This window comes from Rossellomorea sp. GAMAL-10_SWC, from assembly GCF_049568075.1.
Lineage (GTDB): Bacteria > Bacillota > Bacilli > Bacillales > Bacillaceae_G > Gottfriedia.
The window spans coordinates 4,442,073-4,462,252 of record NZ_CP144911.1 but is presented as its reverse complement, the minus strand read 5'-3'; the positions used below and the strand labels follow the sequence as shown (position 1 = coordinate 4,462,252).

Genomic DNA, 20,180 nt, shown 5'->3' with positions numbered 1-20,180 from the left:
ATTTGTTTAAACTATTACTCATTGAAGATGATTCTTCTCTATTCACTGAGATTAAAGATCGCTTATCTGGATGGTCCTATGAAGTATATGGGATAACAGATTTTAGTAAGGTAATTCAAGAGTTTACAGAGATAAAACCAGATTTAGTCATCATTGATATACAACTACCAAAATACGATGGTTTCCATTGGTGTCGTATGATTCGTTCCCATTCAAATGTACCAATTATCTTTCTATCTTCACGAGATCACCCCTCGGATATGGTCATGTCGATGCAGCTTGGAGCAGATGATTTTATACAAAAGCCATTTCATTTTGATGTACTAATTGCGAAAATCCAGGCTACTCTTAGACGTGTATATAATTACAATACCGAAAAAATTGCTCTTAAAACTTGGTGTGGTGCAACCGTCGACTATGAAAAAAATACTGTATCAAATGAAACCGGTGCAATTGAACTTACAAAGAATGAGATTTATATTTTAAAACTGCTAATTGATCAAAAAAATAAAATCGTAAGTCGTGAGGAATTAATAAATGCCCTTTGGGATGACAAGCGATTTATTAGTGATAACACCTTAACAGTAAACGTAAATCGATTGCGGAAAAGACTAGATGAAATAGGATTAGGACAATTTATTGAAACAAAGGTTGGTCAAGGATATATTGCTTTAGAAGAGGTCGTCTAATGATTAAAACATTTCTAATTGAGCGATTTAGTTGGATTCTTTTTTTTCTACTAACACAAGTACTCGTTGTATTTATCTCATTTATTGATTCGTCAATTCCTTTAAAATCACTACTTTACATAGTCTTTCTATCACTATTATTGTTTATCATTTTTTTAGTCATTCGATATCCTAAAGAAATAAAATTTTATAAAAGTCTTGTTGAACGTGAAGATAACCTTGATTTGACGGGAATTGAAGAATCAAATAGTCCATTTGAAGAAATTGTTGAAAACAGCTTAACCAATCAAACGAGCTTATTAAAAAAAATAGCGATTCAAAATCAAACTTATTTAGAGCAAGAAAAAGATGAGCTCCTATCATGGATCCATGAAGTAAAAACACCTTTAACAGCAATGCACTTAATGATTGATCGTATGAAGGATGAAAAGTTGAAATCAAATTTAACATATGAATGGCTACGTATTCACTTATTACTGGATCAACAGCTGCACCAAAAAAGAATACCTTTTATTGAAAATGATCTTTACATCGAAAAAATTCAACTGGAAGATGTCATTTATCCAGAGATTAAAACTTTGCAATCATGGTGTATACATAAAGGGATTGGATTTGAGATTGAATTAGAGGAACTAGAAGTATTCAGTGATGCAAAATGGCTATCATATATACTGCGACAGCTATTAACAAATGCAGTGAAATATAGTCCATCTTCAGACATTCGGATAATAAGTAAGCAAAAAAATGAGCAAGTGGTTCTTGAAATTGAAGACTTCGGTCGTGGTATTCATACAAAAGATTTGCCGCGAATTTTCGAAAAAGGATTTACTTCAACGATTCAGCATCAAGACAATGCCTCTACAGGGATGGGATTATATTTAGCAAAGAAAGCTGCCCAGTCCCTACATATTACGTTCCAAGTAAAGTCTGAGCTAGATAAAGGGTCGATTTTCACACTAACCTTCCCAAAACGAAATGAATTTGTAAAAATAACAGGCATGTGACAAAATTGTCACATGCTTTTGTTTATTGTTCGGTTAATCAAAGGAAACGGTCTTGGTAACCATTTATACTAATTTTATCGAATGAAAATAAAGGAGTGTACGAAATGAATATTTTAGAAGCAAATAAAATTCATAAAAGTTACGGAAATAAATTTAATAAACAAGAAGTGTTAAGTGGCATTAATATAAACATCGAAAAAGGTGAATTTGTTAGCATCATGGGTCCGTCTGGATCTGGTAAAACTACTTTACTAAACGTTCTTTCCTCGATCGATAAGATTAATAGTGGAACGATTGCAATTGAAGGTAAAGATATTACAGATATGAAAGAAAAACAATTAGCAGAATTTCGTAAATACTATTTGGGCTTTATTTTCCAGGATTACAACTTACTAGACACATTAACAGTAAAGGAAAATATACTTCTACCTTTATCAATAACAAAAACATCACCAAGTGAAGCCAATCAAAAGTTTGATGTAATTGCGAAAGAGCTTGGTATTTATGAATTAAAAGATAAGTATCCTAACGAAATCTCTGGGGGACAAAAACAGCGCACTTCAGCCGCTAGAGCGTTTATTCATGAACCTAGTATTATTTTCGCAGATGAACCTACAGGCGCATTGGATTCAAAATCTGCTTCAGATTTATTAAATAAACTAAGTGAACTAAATGAGAAAAGAAACGCGACAATTGTAATGGTTACACATGATCCAGTAGCAGCAAGCTTTTGCAATCGCGTTGTCTTTATTAAAGATGGACAAATCTATTCACAACTTCACAAAGGCGATGAAACGAGACAGAATTTCTTTAAAGATATTATGAAAACCCAAGGTGTATTAGGTGGTGTTCACCATGAGCATTAATCATTTGATATTCCGAAATTTAAAAAAGAATTTAAAAAACTATTATCTATATGTTTTTGCATTAATTTTTAGTGCTGCCTTATACTTCTCATTTGTTACATTGCAGTATGACCCATCAATGGAAGCAACAAAGGGTTCGATTAAAGGAGCAGCAGCAATTCGCTCAGCCTCGATTTTACTTGTCGCAATCGTTTCGATTTTCCTTTTATATGCAAATATGATTTTTATAAAAAGAAGAAGTAAAGAAATTGGTTTGTTTCAATTAATAGGAATGACTAAAAATAGGATTTTCGGTATTTTAACAGTTGAAAATTGTATTCTATATTTTAGTTCATTGGTTCTTGGGATTTTAGTAGGTTTTTCGATTTCAAGGCTGATCATTATGATTTTATATAAAATCGTCGGAGTAAAAGCGATTGCTACTTTACATTTTTCTTCACAAGCATTAGTGCAAACATTAATTGTATTTATCGTAATTTACGCGTTCATTATGTTAATGAATTATGCTTTTATTAAAAGACAAACTATTTTATCTTTGTTCCGAGTAGTCTCATCGACTGAAGGAAAGCTTAAAAAAATGTCTGTCTTCGAGATTTCTATTGGAATTTTAGGTATTTTATTAATAATCTCAGGTTATTTTCTATCATCAAAATTATTTGATGGCGATTTTACTACTATGACTGCACTTTTTTCGGTAATGATCTATATTTTAGCGTCAGTCATTATTGGAACTTATTTAGTGTATAAAAGTTCGGTTCGTTTTATTTTAAATATTGTTCGTAAAAAGAAAAATGGCTATTTAAATATTAATGATGTCCTATCTTTATCTTCAATTATGTTTAGAATGAAGTCTAATGCCTTGCTTCTAACAATTATTACAACCGTTTCAGCACTAGCGATTGGCTTATTATCTTTAAGCTATATATCTTATTATTCTGCAGAAAAGACAGCTGAGAGCCATGTCCCTGCTGATTTTTTCTTAAATAATAAGAAGGATTTACAAACTTTCAAATCTGCACTAGATGAAAATGGTATTAATTATACAGAAAAACACACCGAGGTTATTCAAGTTAATGCAAATATAAAGAAAATACTAGATACAGAGTTAAAAGGTATGATGAAGGATGCTGATAAATTCCCACTAGCGGTAGTAAGCGAAAAGTCAGTTAAAATAAACCTTGCTTCAAATGAAGCCTTATTTACTGGATACGACGATATGCTTCAGAAATTTATGACCTTAAAGGATTCAGGGCATATTGAATTAACTAGCAGTAAGAAAAAATTTAATCTAAACTATTTAGGTTTAAAACGTGAAAAGATTATACCTTCCTACTTCACAAATGGGGGATTTCCTACTGTTATTGTAGACGATCAAGTATTTAAAACATTAAAACAGAATCTTGATTCATCAATTCAAAAAGATTCTACTGTCTACAATGGCATTAATATAAGTGATGAAAAACTAATCGAAAAAGCAAATAATATTTATGAGGACCATCAACTTGATAAGAATTATCCTAATGATTCTCGACTTGAAATCGTTAAAAGTCAAAAAGCAAATATGGGACTTATTATGTTCATCGTCGGATTTTTAGGACTTACATTCTTAATGACATCAGGATGTATTTTATACTTTAAACAGATGGATGAGAGTGTTGACGAAAAACCAAACTATACTATTTTACGTAAACTAGGTTTCTCCCGTAGAGACTTATTAAGAGGTATACGTTCTAAGCAATTGTTTAATTTCGGTATCCCATTAGTAGTCGGGCTAGTTCATAGCTATTTTGCCGTTCAATCTGGATGGTTCTTATTCGGTACTGAAGTCTGGACTCCAATGATTATCGTCATGGTTTTATATGCTGTTTTATACTCGGTCTTTGGTCTTTTATCGGTTCTTTATTATAAAAAAGTAATTAAAGAAGCTCTTTAGACTAACATTACTACCTAATAAATAATAGAAGCTCTCCCTTTAGCTTCTATTATTTATTTTACTTATTTTGATTTATAATAGCTTTATACATACTACTTTAAAGGTGGATCGGAATGACTAAAACCATTGTTGAAAAGCTAAACTTAAAAAAATATAAAAAAGCTACTGTTTTAAATCAACCAAGTGATGTAAATTATCTTGCAGATCTACCACATTTTGATACGGATCTACAAAGCCATCCTTACGATTTGATATTTGCTTTTGTACTTGATATGGACTCGCTAAAAGAACTAGTCACAAAGATTATCCAGAATCATTATTTAGATAAAAATGGCTATATTTTTATTGCCTATCCTAAAAAAGGAAACAAAGTATATCCGACTTATATTCATCGTGATGATTTATTCGAAGGATTAGGTGCGGATGAGAGCGGCTATATTGGTTCAAGTACAATTAAATTTGCTCGTATGGTTGGGTTGGATGACGTCTTTACAGTTGTTGGATTAAAAGAAGAAACAAAAACAAAAGCTACGAATTCATCGAAAGCAAGTCAATGTGTAGATGATTATATCGATATGATTCCAAATGTTGAAATGGATTTAGAAGATTTTCCCGAATTACTTACGATCTATAAGTCTCTAACTCCTGGGTATCGTAAAGATTGGGCACGACACATCTATAGCGCTAAGCAAGAAGCAACAAAAGCAAAAAGACGTGAAGAAATGAAAATGGTCTTAGGTGCTGGATACAAAACTCTGGATTTATATCGTAGAAATAAAAAATAGAATCAAAAAATCCACAAGAAATAATCTTGTGGATTCAGACTGTTGACAAACGCTCACTTTCTTCGTTGCTTCGTCTGTCTGCGGTGCTCATTACCGTCAAAGGTAACTCCGCTCCTCACCTGCCTTCGCGCCTCGAAAGACAAGCGTTTTCAATCAGTCTGAAAATCAAATTTTAGAACTTTGTCTACACACTGAATCCACAAGAAATAATCTTGTGGATTTTGTTCACTTAATAGATAGATGTGCAGATTTTTTAACAACAACGAGTAACTTTACCACCTTTAGAATTAAAGCGTGACTCTTGCGCTTCGATAAAGAACTCTTTTCTAGTTTGAATTGGTTGATCAGGGTGTTGTGTTTTCATATGTTCAACATATTTCTCATAGCTTGGTACACCTACTAATAAACTAATAAACTGCTTATAATATTTTTTGAACTCCTTCACTTTATAGTGCATAATTTTTCGGTTCACTTTCTTCGCGTTTAATGTACGGAGTTTCATGTAATTTTATCGGTTTATTAGATATTATATTGATCCAATTTCGAATCGAAGCAATTAGAACTAAAAGGACAATCACCATAAACAATCCACAAATTGTTGCGTCAATATAGTCATTTAAAATAATTTGATTCATTTGTGCTTTACTAGCTGCTGGTGCAAGAATTTTGCCAGCATCTAAACCATCTTTAAAAACTTTCGCATGCGCTAAAAACCCTATTTTTGGTAATGCATGAAAAAGCTTTTGCCAACCGGCAGTCATTGTGACGATTAAAATCCAGATCGTTGGCACTAATGTAATCCATGCATATGCCTTTTTCCCCATTTTCAACAAGATAGTTGTGCCTAACAATAATGCAATCGCGGCAAGCATTTGATTTGCGATACCGAATAATGGCCATAAAGTATTAATCCCTCCAAGTGGATCAATAACTCCTTGATAAAGGAAATAGCCCCAGCCGAAAACACAAATAGCTGTCGCAATTAAATTTGCAGGAAGTGAATCCGTCTTTCCAAATGGCTTGTACACATTGCCTAAAATGTCTTGCGTCATATAACGTCCAATCCTAGTTCCAGCATCAATTGTTGTTAAAATAAATAACGCCTCAAATAGAATAGCAAAATGATACCAAAAAGCCATTAATGCCTTACCACCAATTACTTTAGAAAAAAGAGCCGCCATGCCGATTGCTAAAGTTGGTGCCCCACCAGTACGAGAAAGAATTGTTTGTTCCCCTACGTCTTTTGCTAGTGTGCTCAAATCATTTGGAGCTATTGTAAAGCCCCAGCTTGAAACGACTTGAGCCACTTGGTTTACATCAGTTCCAATTATGGCAGGCGGGCTATTTATAGCAAAATATGCTCCTGGAGTTAATAAACAAGCGGCAATCATAGCCATTACTGCTACAAAAGACTCCGTTAACATAGCACCATAACCAATGACACGTGCATGCGTTTCACGCTCAATCATTTTAGGGGTAGTGCCTGAAGCAACTAATGCATGGAATCCAGAAACAGATCCACAAGCAATTGTTATAAATAAAAATGGAAATAGATTTCCCGCAAATACTGGTCCCGTTCCGTCAATAAACTTTGTAATGGCCGGCATTTGTAAGTCTGGTGCTACTATAATAATGCCAATTGCTAAAGCTAAAATCGTTCCAACTTTTAAAAATGTACTTAAATAATCACGTGGAGCTAATAATAGCCAAACTGGAAGTACAGATGCTATAAACCCATAACCAATCAACATAAGAGCAATCGTTTCTCCCTTAAACGTAAACATTGCTGCTAAAGTTGGACTTTCTGCTACATATTGTCCTGCAAATAAAGAAAGTAGTAATAAAATTACACCAATAAAAGACCCTTCTCCTACTCGACCTGGACGTATGTATCGCATATAAATACCCATGAAAATTGCGATCGGAATAGTTGCTGCAATCGTAAACATTCCCCATGGACTTCCTGCAAGCGCTTTAACTACAACAAGTGCTAATACAGCTAATAAAATAACCATAATTCCTAATATACCGATTAACGCGATGACCCCTGTTATAGGACCAATCTCTTCTTTAATCATTTCTCCAAGCGATTTGCCGTTTCTACGTGTCGAAGCAGCTAATATGACAAAATCCTGTACTGCCCCTGCAAATACAACTCCTACTATAATCCATATCGTTCCGGGTAAATAACCCATTTGCGCAGCTAAAATTGGTCCAACCAGTGGGCCAGCCCCTGCGATCGCTGCAAAATGATGACCAAATAGTACCCACTTATTCGTTGGTACAAAGTCTTTACCATCGTTATTAATTTCAGCAGGTGTTTTACGATCTTCGTCTAGTTTAAATACTTTTTCTGCAATAAACTTACTATAAAAACGATAAGCCACTGCATATGTACAAACTGCCGCAGTGAGGAGCCAAATTGCATTTATTGTTTCCCCTCTTTTTAAAGCTAATACAGAAAAACAGAAAGCTCCAAGTATTGAAATTAATCCCCAAACTACTATTGATTTTAAAGATTTCACAACAAAGATACCTCCTTTTTCATTTATAAAAGAAAGTATATCACCAATTCAGAATTTTTTGTCAATTAATGGTAAAAAAAGTATAATAACGACATTTATACTGATTTTAAGCTGTTTTTTCATCATAAAAGTAGACGAAAGTTGTATTGAACTTATCTAATTAAAGAATTTCAAGGGAAAATATAACTTTAACTTTCGCAACAATGGAACTAATCATTTTTAAACAAAAGAAAACCATCCTAAGCTTTAAAAGCTAAAGGATGGTTTTCTTTCATATTAATTAAGTTATTTTACATGTTGTATAAAATTAATGTCGATTAGTTCATTCAGCCTTTGTAGTTCTTTTTCTCCTAGTAACGTCTTCCCTTCGTTTAAGGATACTAGAGCACTCTCAATTAAAAATTTTCGCGGTGTTTTCGACTGCAACAATTCGTTTTGTAAAAAATCTAGTAACTCATTGTACTTTTGTTGATCATTACTATTTAATGCTGATTTTTTCATTTTACAAATAATACTACAAAGCTTTTGTTGAAGATTTTCTTCGGTCTTTCTTACTGGTAACCATCTATCTAATAGTTCCAAATTGAATAATTGCTCACCAGATTCCTCAACATCCTCAACAATCTTAATCATACGTTTTACACTATATCGGACGACTTGATCCATACTAATATTCATATCTTTTGCAAGGTCATAGTATCTCACATTATGGTGAATAATTCCTAAAAACATAATGGCACTATCTAATAAAAAATCTTTCTTTTCACTGCCAAAAATGTCTAAGAAACGTGTATACACCCAATTTAATGTTTTAAAATTACCTTCTCTTATGAACTGTTTAATATCTAAGTCATTTATATAAATTACTTCTTCAAATAGAGAAATCAATTTATTATCTCTATTTGCCTCCATTAATAAAGTTATTTGTTTAATGAAAATTTCAATATTTGAAGGGCTTTGTCCGATCAACAACTCATTTCTTTCATGTTCAAGTTTTTTATAAATCATATTAAATAATGCGACTACTAAATCACTTTTAGACGAAAAATAATTATAAAATGTACCTTTAGAAATTCCGCTATAGTCTAATATGTCTTGAATTGACGTTGCTTGAAATCCTTTTTCAATAAACAATTCATGAGCTATTTTTACAACATGCTGTTTACGATCATTCATATAATCACCTTGGTTCTAGTTAATTACTGCTTAAAAAACATAGTACATTATTTTAACATTTTTAACTAGTAAATATCTGATTAGATTATTAAGGATTTCTAATGGTTATTATAATTGCATCTAATGATTGAATGGTATATCATATTATCTTATATAGAAGATGAAACCGCAGTTCAAAAAATTGAACTAGATGTACAAAGGAGGGGAAATCATGGATCATTCCATGAATAAATCAGTTAATCCGCCATATGGGATTATTACAATCCTAATGATTGGTGCTTTTATTGCTTTCTTAAACAATACTTTACTTAATATTGCTTTACCTTCTATTATGAAGGATTTGGACGTTGAGCCTTCGACTGTTCAATGGCTTTCTACTGGATATATGCTAGTAAATGGAATTTTAATTCCGACTACTGCATTCTTAATCCAAAAATATTCTGTTAGACATTTATTTTTAACTGCACTACTTTTATTTAATATCGGTACTTTAACAGCAGGATTTGCACATGTATTTCCTTTATTATTAGCGGGCCGCATGATTCAAGCTTCCGGTTCGGCTATTTTAATGCCATTATTAATGAATGTTATGCTAACTAGCTTCCCTGTTGAAAAACGAGGAACTGCAATGGGATTCTTTGGTTTAGTAATGATGGGTGCACCAGCAATCGGACCAACTTTATCAGGATGGATTATTGAACATTATGACTGGAGAATGCTTTTCCATGTTGTTTCACCGATTGCATTAACGATTTTAATTATCGGCTTTTTCTTACTTAAAGATAAAAAAGAGAAATCAAACAGTACGATCGACCTTTTCTCAGTTCTTTTATCTAGTATAGGTTTTGGTGGATTATTATATGGTTTTAGTACTGCGGGAACAAAAGGATGGGATAGTCCAGAAGCTTACGTTACTTTAATAGTAGGGGTTATTTCATTAGTACTATTTATCTTACGTCAATTAAAACTTGATACGCCAATGTTAAACTTTAGAATTTATCGCTACCCAATGTTTGCTTTATCGTCAGCGATTTCAATTGTAGTTACAATGGCTATGTTCTCAGCAATGATGCTTTTACCGATTTACACTCAAACGCTTCGAGGCATTAAACCTTTTGATGCAGGCTTAATGCTGCTACCGGGTGCTTTATTAATGGCAATTATGTCACCAATTACGGGTAAATTATTTGATAAAATTGGTGGAAGAATACTTGCAGTAACAGGTTTAGCGATTATGACTGTTACTACTTATTTCTTAAGTAAGTTAACAATGGATACAACTTATACGCATATTATTATTTTATACTCATTACGTATGTTCGGTATGTCGATGGTAATGATGCCAGTATCGACAAATGGGTTAAATCAATTACCAAAACGATTCTATCCACATGGTACTGCGATGAATAATACTTTACAACAAGTATCTGGTGCGATTGGTACAGCTTTACTCATAACAGTAATGTCGAATCGTACAGAATCTAAAGCTAAAGAGCTTGCTGCTGAAGCAATGAAGCATGTGACTAGTAAACCTACACCTGAAATGCTTGCTCAAATTAAGCAAGAGATCACAATGAAGGCAATGTTAGAGGGAATTAACTTCTCATTTTATGTAACGGTATTCGTTGCCGCAGTTGCACTAGTTCTTGCATTCTTTATCAAACGTTCAACAGCTGCAGAGGAACCTGTAGTGAAAGAAAATACTAATACTAGTACTAACTTTAAGAAAAAGTTAGCAGAGAATTAATAAAGTAAGTCCTTAGACTAAAAAAAGTTCAACCAAAATTGGTTGAGCTTTTTTTGTTACTATCTGTTAAACAAAACGTGATATTAAAGTGTATAGCATCCTTTTTGTTATAAAACATTCTATTTAATCCCTGATTCTCAAAGGTTATAATTTAATTAACAAATCATTAAAAAAACTCACCACTACATAATACATACTTATCGGATGGTTTAAAATGCTAAGAAAAATTATTATATGTCTATTAATCGCTTTTCTACTATTTTTCACAGGGAGTAAGTCTACAAAGGAGAATTTCGAAATGGATAAAGTTAAGTTGAATTACGGAAAGTACGATATCCCTAAAACACTAGTTAATGTAATTAACTTACAAAATCAATTAGATCGTGAGTCTGGGTCTTTTGGTGGTTTATATTTCTCTTATGAAAATATCGATACTCGTTATTTAAACACTCCCCTTGATGTTATCCAATTTGCAAGAACTGGTTCAGATGGAGTTCATTTTGGTTTTTTAACTGATTTTGGCCAAGTTGGTGATTTAGAAGATGCTTATATTGTACGTGTTTCACCAATGGACTCTGATGATCCGGTACAAATTGTTGCTAAAAATTTAAATGATTTCCTAAGGTTAATATGCTATGCACCAGGTGCTGTGGAGGTTGTAGATGTCACTACTAATAAGGATACTTTTCAAAAGATCCCTGAAATTAAAGCGACTCGAACTATAGAAGGATATGACGCTGCGGAAAGAAAGGTGCTTCAGCAAAAATTTTCACTTGAACCGTTTAAATCATTAGAAGATTACTTAATCGGAGTCAAAAATGAGCGAGAAAATCAAATCGTCTTACCGACTGAGGACAGCCTTGGAATACTAAATAAGCTTGTGACAAAAACGGAAGAAACAAAAAATCAAAACTTATTTAAGTTTGAAGAAAATATTCTTACTATAGACACTGATGAAGTAGCACACTTTTTTGAGACCTCATCACTCGAGGCTAAATTAGTATTTTTACGCGAAGCACAATCAAAGGCATTATTCTATGATGATGAAGAAGTAAAAAATTATCTTTCAAAACAACTACGTTTAATGCACTTAGACGATGAAGCCGTAAGAATTTACTATTAATAAAAACTTTACTATCCATTTAGTATCAATAATTAAAAGACATCTCTGCAGATTATCTTAAATAATGAAGAAAAGAAAATGTCCCTAAGATTAGTTAAAACAACCTTCAGGGACATTTTTTGTCATCTCTTATAAATAAAATAGTCAAAATCCGCATGGAGCCCTTGACCAGTCGTATCCTGACATTGCATTCCAACGAATGCACCTGTAAAGAATCCCCCGCCTTGAATATAATCATCAGACAGTTTATATGAATAAAGTGCTACAGGTATTTCTGTCCATTCCTCTCCATCAAATGAGTAAAAGTACTTGTAAACATTCGTTTTCACATCTACTCGAAGATACACATATTCAACATGTTCTGGAATGATAATTTCGTTACCTTGTAGGGGTTGATCGAACTTAAAATTATCACATGTTACTAACTCAAGAATTCTGCCCTTTTCTTCATTCCAAGTGATTTGACATGAAGTCCAGTTTTGAGTGTTGTAGTAATTTACTAAACCAGCTGATTGATGGAATGTCTTTGGATTAAATGCTATTTTTGTTTCTGCAGTAAAGTTGAAATCTTGCCAACGTCTTGCTATAAATGACTGAGTAAATTTAGATGTTAGGGATTCTCTTCCGTAAAGACGTAGATGTCCTGGATTGTCTTTTAATGATACGATATTCTCTCCTAATGGAATTCTCAAGTTTTGAAAGTGAGGATTTAAGATTTCTGAGTTAAAGTCATCCATCTCTGGGTAGTCGCTTTCCCATTTTACTTCACCTATTTTTGGACCCTCTATTTCAAGTGATGGACTATTCCCTCCTACGACATACGGCCAATCATTTTTCCACTCAAGCCTTTGAATAGCAGTTTCTCTTCCTAATGGACAGAAACCTCTTGGGTCTAACAACGGTTGACCTTCTCTTGGTAATGGTCTTCCTGTTAAATGCACAAGGAACCATTCATCTGTATGAGTTTGAACAATTGATGCATGTCCTGCTTTTTGAAGGGGAATTCTTGGTTCATGGAATGACGAAATTAACGGGTTTTCTGGGTGTACTTCATATGGACCCTTTAACTGTTTTGACCTTGTAATAGTAGCTTGGTGATCATATTTCGTACCACCTTCTGCCGTTAATAAGTAATAGTATTCATTTATTTTATATAGATGTGGTGCTTCCGTCAGTTTAATATCAGTTCCTTTAAAGATAACCTCTGCTTTTCCGATCAGTTTCTGTTCTTCTACACTGTATTCTTGTAATGAAATGCCATAAAAAGGATGATTTCCTACGCGATGATCCCAAACCATATTCACTAAATATTTTTTTCCATCCTCATCGTGGAATAGAGACGGATCAAATCCAGTACTATTTAAATAAATTGGATCTGACCATTCTCCGTCAATCGTTTCACAAGTTGCGAGATAATTGTGACAATCTTTCCATTGACCTTCAACTACCTTTACATCCGTGTAAATTAACCAAAACTGTCCGTCACGATAAGATATTGCGGGAGCCCAAATTCCACCCGAATCTGGATTACCTGTCATGTTTAATTGACTTAAACGGTTCAAAGGTCTTGATGCTAAGCGCCAGTTCTTTAAATCCTTTGAATGATAGATTCCTACTCCTGGAAACCATTCAAAAGTTGAAACTGCAATGTAATAATCTTCCCCAACTCGGCAAATACTCGGATCCGGATTAAATCCCGGTAAAATTGGATTACTGATTTTAGCCATTTTATACTCCTCCATATGCATCTATCTAGTTCAATACATTACTTTTTTAGTAAGCACCTTTGATAAAGTCCGAAACATTTTTTTGATAGAAAAGCTCTAATTGATCTAATTCTGCTTTCGAAAAAGATTGTATATTCATTGCTTCTAAGTTGCCATCCACTTGGCTGTGATTTCTAAAGCCAGGTATTACACATGTAATTTCTTTTTGATCTAAAATCCATCTAAGTGCTGCACTTGCCATCGATGACCTTCCTTCAGCAATCCAGTTAATTCGATTTGCCAATTCTACTCCTTTTTTAAAGCCCAAACCTGCAAATGTTTCTCCGATATTAAAGGCCGCTCCATTTTCATTAAAGTTTCGGTGATCATCTTCCTCAAAAATATGATCAGCCTTATACTTTCCAGATAAGAGTCCACTGGCTAGCGGTAATCTTACAAGAACACCAACCCCACGCTTATAAGCCTCGGGAAGTAATTCTTCTAATGGCTTTTGTCTAAAAATATTAAAGATAACCTGTAAGCTTTTCACATTTGGGTTTTCTAAACAAATCAATCCTTCTTCAACCGTTTCAACACTAACCCCGTATTGGCGGATTTTCCCTTCATTTTTTAAACGGTCAAGTACATCAAATACTTGTCCATCCTTTAAAATTTCAGTTGCTGGGCAATGTACTTGATATAAATCGATCACATCTCGATTTAAGCGTTTTAGACTATCCTCGCAATATGACTTAACCACTTCATATGAGTAATTTTCCGGTGAAAAGATATCACCTTTTCGGCAAAATTTTGTGCCTATATAAATTTTATCTTCAAGTCCTTTTGTGGCTTTAGCCAATAGTTCTTCGCTATGTCCATCACCATAAACATCTGCAGTATCAAAAAAATTTACACCTTGGTCGATTGCGTGTTGTAATGATTTTAAAGCTTCCGTATCATCTGTTTTTCCCCATGCTCCACCAATTGCCCAAGTTCCAAAACTTACCTCACTAATCATTAAACCTGTATTACCAAGTTCTCGATAATTCAAATAAAACTCCCCCTCTATTGCTATTTTTAGCGTCTTATACTACTTTCTAAATTCAGATAACATTCTATTTAATCCCTTCGTGTTGGAATATACTTGCTTATAAATTGAATAAAGCTTCTCATATTGTTTAACATTTTCACTAACTGGTTTATATGAAGTGATTGGCTTTATGAACTCTTCGGCACAAGCCTCTAATGATTCAAACCAATTACATCCATATGCAGCAATCATCGCCGCACCCATCCCTGGACCTTGCTCGCTTGAAAGCTTAATAATTGTCGCATTAAAAATATCTGCTTGCATTTGAAGCCAAATAGGATTTTTAGCACCGCCACCAATTGAAATAATCGAATCAATCTTTTTACCATTATTTCGGAAAATTTCAATTGACTCATTCAATGAAAAAGTAATACCTTCCATGACAGCCCTCGAAAAATCACTTCTCTTATGTGCTGCATCCATGCCGATAAAACATCCTCTAATAACTGAATCCGCATGTGGTGTTCTTTCACCAACCAAATACGGAGTAAACATTAAACCATTTGATCCAATTGAAACAGTATCAACATCATCTAATAGTTGTTCGAAATTCACACCCTCAGCAAAGGTATCCTTAAACCAGTTTAATGAAAATCCTGCGGCTAGCGTTACACCCATTGAATAGAAAGCATTTTCTTTACTATGGTTAAAATAATGAACTTTACCTTTGAAGTCGTGTTCTCCATGCTCTTCATAAGAAAGAACAACTCCTGAAGTACCAATACTACATAGCGTATTGCCTTCTTTTAAAATACCTGAGCCGATTGCGCCACATGCATTGTCGGCTCCGCCTGCAAATACTTTCACTTCACGACTAAGTCCTGTCAAATTAGAAACCTCTTTTGTAATAGTTCCAACGCAAGTCTGAGACTCGACAATTGGTGGGCAAAGATCAAAAGGAATATCGAATTTTGTACATAATTCTTCACTCCACTGCTTATCTTTTACGTTTAAAAGTAATGTTCCAGCAGCATCCGAGTATTCAGTATGAATTTCTCCAGTCAGACGATAACGAAGATAGTCTTTAGGTAATAAAAACCCTGCTGCCTGATGATAAATCTCCGGTTCAAATTCCTTTACCCATAAAAGCTTCGGTAGAGTAAATCCTTCAAGTGCTGGATTTTTCGTTATTTCCAGTAAACGTTCTTTGCCTACTATTTCATTGATCTTTTCACATTGCTTAGTCGTTCTTGTGTCATTCCATAAAATTGCATTACGAAGGTTTTCATTTTCTTTATTCAATAGCACTAGACCATGCATTTGACCTGAGAAGCTAATCCCTTGTATATCATTCGGATGACCATCAAATTCTCTAACTAGTTCGGCAAGTCCATCGATGGTTTTTTCAACCCATTCTTCTGGATTTTGTTCACTATATCCGGATTTCTCTTGTATTAATGGATAGGCACGAGATACTTCTTGGCATACTACTCCGGACTGATTAACTAACAAAATTTTTACAGCACTTGTACCAAGGTCAATTCCTACTACATATTTCATAACAATCATCCTTTTATTTTTTTTTGAGCGAATCGTATGAGAAAAATGTGCTGGAAATAATGAGTTTTCCAGCACATTTTATGGTCAAAAGATTTTTAAACTATTGCGAATTCAGCAATCGCTTCTAATAAATATTGGTTTAGCACTGATTTAAGACGTTCTTCACGACCTGATTTATTTTGGATATCACCTAAATTTAATGCATATGCTTCAAGTGTATGGAAACTTGCTTTATTCTCTACGATTTCTTTACCAATACCATAAGTGAAGCTGCTATAACGATCTTCAATAAAGCTTTCAAATACTTTATCTTCAATTAGTTTATTAGCTACTAATGTGCCAATTGCAAAGCTATCCATTCCAGCTATATGTGCATGGAATAAATCTTCTACATCAAATGATCCCCTTCTTACTTTTGCATCAAAGTTCAGGCCGCCTTTTCCTAAGCCACCATTTTTTAAGATTTCATACATTGCTAACGTAGTAGAGTAAAGATCTGTAGGGAACTCATCTGTATCCCAACCAATTAACTTATCACCTTGGTTTGCATCAACTGAACCAAGCATTCCATTAATTCGAGCAACGCGTAATTCATGCTCAAATGTATGACCAGCAAGTGTTGCATGATTCGCTTCTATGTTGAATTTAAACTGTTTCTCTAAACCATTTGCTTGTAAGAACGCTAGTCCAGTTGCCACATCAAAGTCATATTGATGCTTCGTTGGTTCTTTTGGTTTTGGTTCGATTAAGAACTGACCATCGAATCCGATTTCTTTTGCGTAATCTACAGCCATATGGAAGAAACGCGCAAGATTGTCTTGTTCAAGCTTCATATCTGTATTCATTAGCGTGTCATAACCTTCACGCCCACCCCAGAATACATAGTTAATTGCACCAAGCTCTTTTGCAATTTCTAATCCTTTTTTCACTTTTGCAGCTGAATATGCAAATACGTCCGCGTTATTAGAAGTAGCAGCTCCATTTACATAGCGAGGATGAGTAAACATATTCGCCGTATTCCAAAGCAATTTTGTTTTACTTGTTTTCATATATTCTTTTATCATTTCTACAATGACATCTAAGTTTTTATACGTTTCGCCTAATGTATTTCCTTCAGGGGCAACATCTGAATCATGGAAGCAGAAGAAAGGAACATCCAACTTTTCATAGAACTCAAATGACGCTTCTACACGTGCTTTTGCAAGATCCATTCCCGTTAAGTGGTTCCAAGGACGTTGCATTGTACCTGCTCCAAATGGATCTGAACCATCTGCAGTAAATGTATGCCAGTAAGCAACTGAAAAACGAAGTAAATCCTCCATTTTTTGACCATTAATTATTCTTTGAGGATCATAATATTTAAATGAAAATGGATTTTTTGATTTAGGACCTTCGAATTTAATTTTGTTAATATTAGTAAAGTAACTCATGTTTAATTCCTCCTAAAATAGTAGTTTTGTATTTTATGACTTATGTGAAATGACAATCCAAGTGCGCAATACTTTCATATCATCTGGCTCAATTCCTTGTAAGCCAGTCAGTTCTCCACTTACTTCAAGATTAGGAGCGTTAGTTACCCACGTGTAGGGCTCGGGGCATAAAAAGCCGCTTCTCCCATCTTTGTTATAAACAACCCAATGCTTAAAACTTTGGTCAACAGTATAATTAATCTCAATTCCTGCTAATTTGTTCGTTATTTGTGCCGTCTGTAGACTACTGTTATTGGGGTTAGATAGAAAAACATCATCTAACTCTAGCCCGTACAGGCTCATTCCTTCACTCAACTCATATTTGTACTCAATATTTTCTAATTCCCCCGTTGGTAAAAATCGATCATTTAGTTTCCAACGTTTATCGACTGGAAGCTTGAAGATTGAAGTTTCTTCTGGGAATACGAAACTAGTATGATATCCAAAGCCAAACGGTAAAACTTCATTACTTTTATTAATAATTTCTGCTCTTTTAGCGAATAAGTTATCATTTAGAATAAAGCTCATCCTAATTACAAAGTGATGCGGGAATTGAGCCATTACATCTTCGTGCTTACTTGAATCAAACTCAGTAATAATTTTCACCGTTTGCTCATTAACTTCTACACTCGAGATATTCCACTCCCTTGTGTGAACAAAACCATGAATGTGGTTCTGCTTGTCCATTTCATTAATTTCAAATTGATACGTTCTTTTGCCAAATCGAAACTTACCTTGATCGATACGATTTGGCGGGAACAGGATTGGGGTACCGTAAAGAACTGGGTTATTCAAATACTCCTCGGTTGAGTTAGGCACCCTTAAAAGCTCTGTATTTGATTTTTTATGAACCAAAGAAATCAAGTTTGACCCCCATCCGGGAATAATGATAATCTCCAATTCACTATTACCTGCTTTAATCGCTGGTTCATTTAAAAAAGAGATTTCCTCAGCATAAGTATTCATCTAGATTCCCCGTTCTGTCATAATTTCTACACTTAGACTTTACTAATCTTACCTTGTCTTTGGTCTATTCGATTAAAGCTATACATACCACAGAACATGAAAATCCAAGCAATTGACACGACACTAAAGAATGGAATTAGCCCTGGCTGATACAGCAACAGAAATAGTATAGCGATTAGACTAACTAGCATTAGTAAAGTAATGTGAAAATGAAAAACACTTAAAAAGAATGCATTTTTAAAATAGTCTTTTAGTTTAAATTCGTAATTTACATATAGTGGGAAAATATAAAGGAAAACCATTAAATAAACTACTGCAACGATTAATAAAGGAATGATTAAAATAAATTGGAGCATCCCTTCAATCGTTCGTATGTAAAATGCATCAAACGCTAGGAAGATGCCACTACAAATGAATACAAAACCAAGTTTATTGGAAGGTTTAAATTCCTTCAGGAAAACAGTTAGAAATGTTCTCCAAATCGGGAGATCCGTTTCTTTTACGATCCATTTACGAACAATTGTAAAAAGGGCTACTGTAGCAGGGAAAAAACCAAATATGACTAGTCCTCCAATTGTAAAGAGGAACCATAGTAGATTGACATATGCTAATTTCATAACCCACTCACATAGCGTAAACAATTTACCCATTGTTTTTCCGAATATCATTTAATCACCCTCCTTTACAAATTCATATAAAGCTTATCTAATGTATTTAACCTTTTACTGACCCAGAAGCAATTCCTTCTACAATTCGATTACTTAATATAAGGAAGGCAATTAGGATTGGTAGAATACTAATAACTAACGTAGCTCCAATTGCTCCCCAATCAGTCGTATACTGCCCAATAAAATTTTGAATACCAACCGTGAGTGTTTTAAATTGATCTGAACTAATAAATGTATTAACGAAGACAAACTCATTCCAGTTGTAAATCATATTAATAATTGCCGCTGTAGCAATTACTGGTGATGTCATTGGTAAAGTAATCTTAAAAAAGATATGGTTAATTGATGCCCCGTCCATAATCGCTGCTTCTTCTACCTCTCTAGGTAGAGCTTCATAAAAACCAATTAAAATCATGATCGTAATTGGCAAGTTAAAAGCTGTGTACGTAAGGATTACCGAGAGTGGATTATCAATTAAATTTATTTTTGTAAAAGTATTAAATAAAGGAATCAATGTAGAATGGACAGGAATCATTAAACCTACCATAAATAATCCCAATACCCATTTACTTGCTTTCCAATTCATTCTCGTAATTGCGAAGGTTACCATACTTGCTAATACAACCGTTAAAATAACGGAAGCGATTGTATAAGTTACACTGTTAAAGAAATATTGACTAATGTTTCCCTCAGTCCAAACTTTCGTATAATTCCCCCACTTTGGGCTTTCAGGTAAAGAAAAAGGTGACATATTGAAAACTTCTTGGTTATTTTTTAATGAAAAAAGAAATAGCCATATGATCGGAAATAATTGAAAAATCGCTACGATTATAAGGAAAAGATACATAAATCCGTAAGCAATTTTACTAAAAACACTATTCTTGCTACGGTCAGTTTTCTTTTCAGTTACAATGGCTTGGGGTCCTGTAGCTC

At 33.9% G+C, this 20,180-nt stretch carries 17 protein-coding genes; 7 read left to right on the top strand and 10 right to left on the bottom strand.

What is annotated here, in order from left to right; all coding sequences use genetic code 11:
* Window positions 1-2: 2 nt before the first annotated feature.
* The 5 genes from V5E38_RS21625 to V5E38_RS21605 all read left to right on the top strand — a co-directional run bounded on the left by V5E38_RS21625 (window position 3) and on the right by V5E38_RS21605 (window position 5,277).
* Window positions 3-689 (top strand): response regulator transcription factor, encoded by a 687-nt coding sequence (locus V5E38_RS21625; RefSeq protein WP_499211398.1) that lies wholly within the window; start codon window positions 3-5, stop codon window positions 687-689.
* Window positions 689-1,693: a sensor histidine kinase gene (locus tag V5E38_RS21620; RefSeq protein WP_335477546.1), complete on the top strand. Its 1,005-nt coding sequence runs from the start codon at window positions 689-691 to the stop codon at window positions 1,691-1,693. Before V5E38_RS21625 ends, V5E38_RS21620 begins: the two co-directional genes overlap by 1 nt.
* A 104-nt stretch (window positions 1,694-1,797) precedes the next feature.
* Window positions 1,798-2,559 carry an ABC transporter ATP-binding protein gene (locus V5E38_RS21615; RefSeq protein WP_499211397.1) on the top strand — a complete coding sequence of 254 codons (762 nt, stop codon included), beginning with the start codon at window positions 1,798-1,800 and terminating at the stop codon, window positions 2,557-2,559.
* The gene (locus V5E38_RS21610) at window positions 2,549-4,492 is read left to right on the top strand and encodes an FtsX-like permease family protein (RefSeq protein WP_097974765.1); all 1,944 of its coding nucleotides are present in this window, start codon (window positions 2,549-2,551) and stop codon (window positions 4,490-4,492) included. Before V5E38_RS21615 ends, V5E38_RS21610 begins: the two co-directional genes overlap by 11 nt.
* A gap of 113 nt (window positions 4,493-4,605) precedes the next feature.
* The gene (locus V5E38_RS21605; protein ID WP_499211396.1) at window positions 4,606-5,277 is read left to right on the top strand and encodes a YdeI/OmpD-associated family protein; all 672 of its coding nucleotides are present in this window, start codon (window positions 4,606-4,608) and stop codon (window positions 5,275-5,277) included.
* Between the two features lie 253 nt (window positions 5,278-5,530).
* Here V5E38_RS21605 and V5E38_RS21600 read toward each other — a convergent pair whose 3' ends face one another.
* The 3 genes from V5E38_RS21600 to V5E38_RS21590 form a co-directional block, all read right to left on the bottom strand.
* On the bottom strand, window positions 5,531-5,734 hold the full coding sequence (locus tag V5E38_RS21600) for a YbdD/YjiX family protein (protein ID WP_387325117.1): 204 nt from the start codon (window positions 5,732-5,734) through the stop codon (window positions 5,531-5,533).
* Window positions 5,724-7,802, bottom strand: a complete 2,079-nt coding sequence (locus V5E38_RS21595) for a carbon starvation CstA family protein (protein WP_499211395.1) — start codon at window positions 7,800-7,802, stop codon at window positions 5,724-5,726. Before V5E38_RS21595 ends, V5E38_RS21600 begins: the two co-directional genes overlap by 11 nt.
* A 285-nt stretch (window positions 7,803-8,087) precedes the next feature.
* Complete coding sequence (locus V5E38_RS21590) at window positions 8,088-8,978, bottom strand: TetR/AcrR family transcriptional regulator (protein ID WP_499211394.1); 891 nt, start codon at window positions 8,976-8,978, stop codon at window positions 8,088-8,090.
* A gap of 211 nt (window positions 8,979-9,189) precedes the next feature.
* Between V5E38_RS21590 and V5E38_RS21585 the strand changes: the two genes are divergently transcribed.
* Entirely contained in the window at window positions 9,190-10,725 is a 1,536-nt protein-coding gene (locus V5E38_RS21585; RefSeq protein WP_499211393.1) for an efflux MFS transporter permease, read from the top strand.
* A 298-nt stretch (window positions 10,726-11,023) separates the two neighbouring features.
* On the top strand, window positions 11,024-11,848 hold the full coding sequence (locus V5E38_RS21580; protein WP_499211392.1) for a hypothetical protein: 825 nt from the start codon (window positions 11,024-11,026) through the stop codon (window positions 11,846-11,848).
* Window positions 11,849-11,970: 122 nt separating this feature from the next.
* On the opposite strand, the gene V5E38_RS21575 is transcribed toward V5E38_RS21580, so the two are convergent.
* The 7 genes from V5E38_RS21575 to V5E38_RS21545 form a co-directional block, all read right to left on the bottom strand.
* Window positions 11,971-13,575, bottom strand: a complete 1,605-nt coding sequence (locus tag V5E38_RS21575) for a glycoside hydrolase family 43 protein (RefSeq protein WP_499211391.1) — start codon at window positions 13,573-13,575, stop codon at window positions 11,971-11,973.
* A gap of 46 nt (window positions 13,576-13,621) precedes the next feature.
* Complete coding sequence (locus V5E38_RS21570; protein WP_499211390.1) at window positions 13,622-14,605, bottom strand: aldo/keto reductase; 984 nt, start codon at window positions 14,603-14,605, stop codon at window positions 13,622-13,624.
* A 39-nt stretch (window positions 14,606-14,644) separates the two neighbouring features.
* Window positions 14,645-16,144, bottom strand: a complete 1,500-nt coding sequence (gene xylB, locus V5E38_RS21565) for a xylulokinase (RefSeq protein WP_499211389.1) — start codon at window positions 16,142-16,144, stop codon at window positions 14,645-14,647.
* Between the two features lie 95 nt (window positions 16,145-16,239).
* Window positions 16,240-17,574 carry a xylose isomerase gene (gene xylA / locus V5E38_RS21560; protein ID WP_499211388.1) on the bottom strand — a complete coding sequence of 445 codons (1,335 nt, stop codon included), beginning with the start codon at window positions 17,572-17,574 and terminating at the stop codon, window positions 16,240-16,242.
* A 33-nt stretch (window positions 17,575-17,607) separates the two neighbouring features.
* Window positions 17,608-18,579 (bottom strand): aldose 1-epimerase, encoded by a 972-nt coding sequence (locus tag V5E38_RS21555; RefSeq protein WP_499211387.1) that lies wholly within the window; start codon window positions 18,577-18,579, stop codon window positions 17,608-17,610.
* A gap of 32 nt (window positions 18,580-18,611) precedes the next feature.
* Complete coding sequence (locus V5E38_RS21550) at window positions 18,612-19,247, bottom strand: YesL family protein (protein ID WP_499211386.1); 636 nt, start codon at window positions 19,245-19,247, stop codon at window positions 18,612-18,614.
* A 46-nt stretch (window positions 19,248-19,293) separates the two neighbouring features.
* Window positions 19,294-20,109: a carbohydrate ABC transporter permease gene (locus V5E38_RS21545; RefSeq protein WP_499213624.1), complete on the bottom strand. Its 816-nt coding sequence runs from the start codon at window positions 20,107-20,109 to the stop codon at window positions 19,294-19,296.
* Window positions 20,110-20,180 lie beyond the last annotated feature (71 nt).

What these genes read in the sequence shown, in the direction of transcription:
- V5E38_RS21620 (WP_335477546.1), top strand. Translation starts at nt 689, where the DNA reads ATGATTAAAACATTTCTAATTGAGCGATTTAGTTGGATTCTTTTTTTT.
- V5E38_RS21615 (WP_499211397.1), top strand. Translation starts at nt 1,798, where the DNA reads ATGAATATTTTAGAAGCAAATAAAATTCATAAAAGTTACGGAAATAAA.
- V5E38_RS21610 (WP_097974765.1), top strand. Translation starts at nt 2,549, where the DNA reads ATGAGCATTAATCATTTGATATTCCGAAATTTAAAAAAGAATTTAAAA.
- V5E38_RS21605 (WP_499211396.1), top strand. Translation starts at nt 4,606, where the DNA reads ATGACTAAAACCATTGTTGAAAAGCTAAACTTAAAAAAATATAAAAAA.
- V5E38_RS21600 (WP_387325117.1), bottom strand. Translation starts at nt 5,734, where the DNA reads ATGCACTATAAAGTGAAGGAGTTCAAAAAATATTATAAGCAGTTTATT.
- V5E38_RS21590 (WP_499211394.1), bottom strand. Translation starts at nt 8,978, where the DNA reads ATGAATGATCGTAAACAGCATGTTGTAAAAATAGCTCATGAATTGTTT.
- V5E38_RS21585 (WP_499211393.1), top strand. Translation starts at nt 9,190, where the DNA reads ATGGATCATTCCATGAATAAATCAGTTAATCCGCCATATGGGATTATT.
- V5E38_RS21580 (WP_499211392.1), top strand. Translation starts at nt 11,024, where the DNA reads ATGGATAAAGTTAAGTTGAATTACGGAAAGTACGATATCCCTAAAACA.
- V5E38_RS21575 (WP_499211391.1), bottom strand. Translation starts at nt 13,575, where the DNA reads ATGGCTAAAATCAGTAATCCAATTTTACCGGGATTTAATCCGGATCCG.
- xylB (WP_499211389.1), bottom strand. Translation starts at nt 16,144, where the DNA reads ATGAAATATGTAGTAGGAATTGACCTTGGTACAAGTGCTGTAAAAATT.
- xylA (WP_499211388.1), bottom strand. Translation starts at nt 17,574, where the DNA reads ATGAGTTACTTTACTAATATTAACAAAATTAAATTCGAAGGTCCTAAA.
- V5E38_RS21555 (WP_499211387.1), bottom strand. Translation starts at nt 18,579, where the DNA reads ATGAATACTTATGCTGAGGAAATCTCTTTTTTAAATGAACCAGCGATT.
- V5E38_RS21550 (WP_499211386.1), bottom strand. Translation starts at nt 19,247, where the DNA reads ATGATATTCGGAAAAACAATGGGTAAATTGTTTACGCTATGTGAGTGG.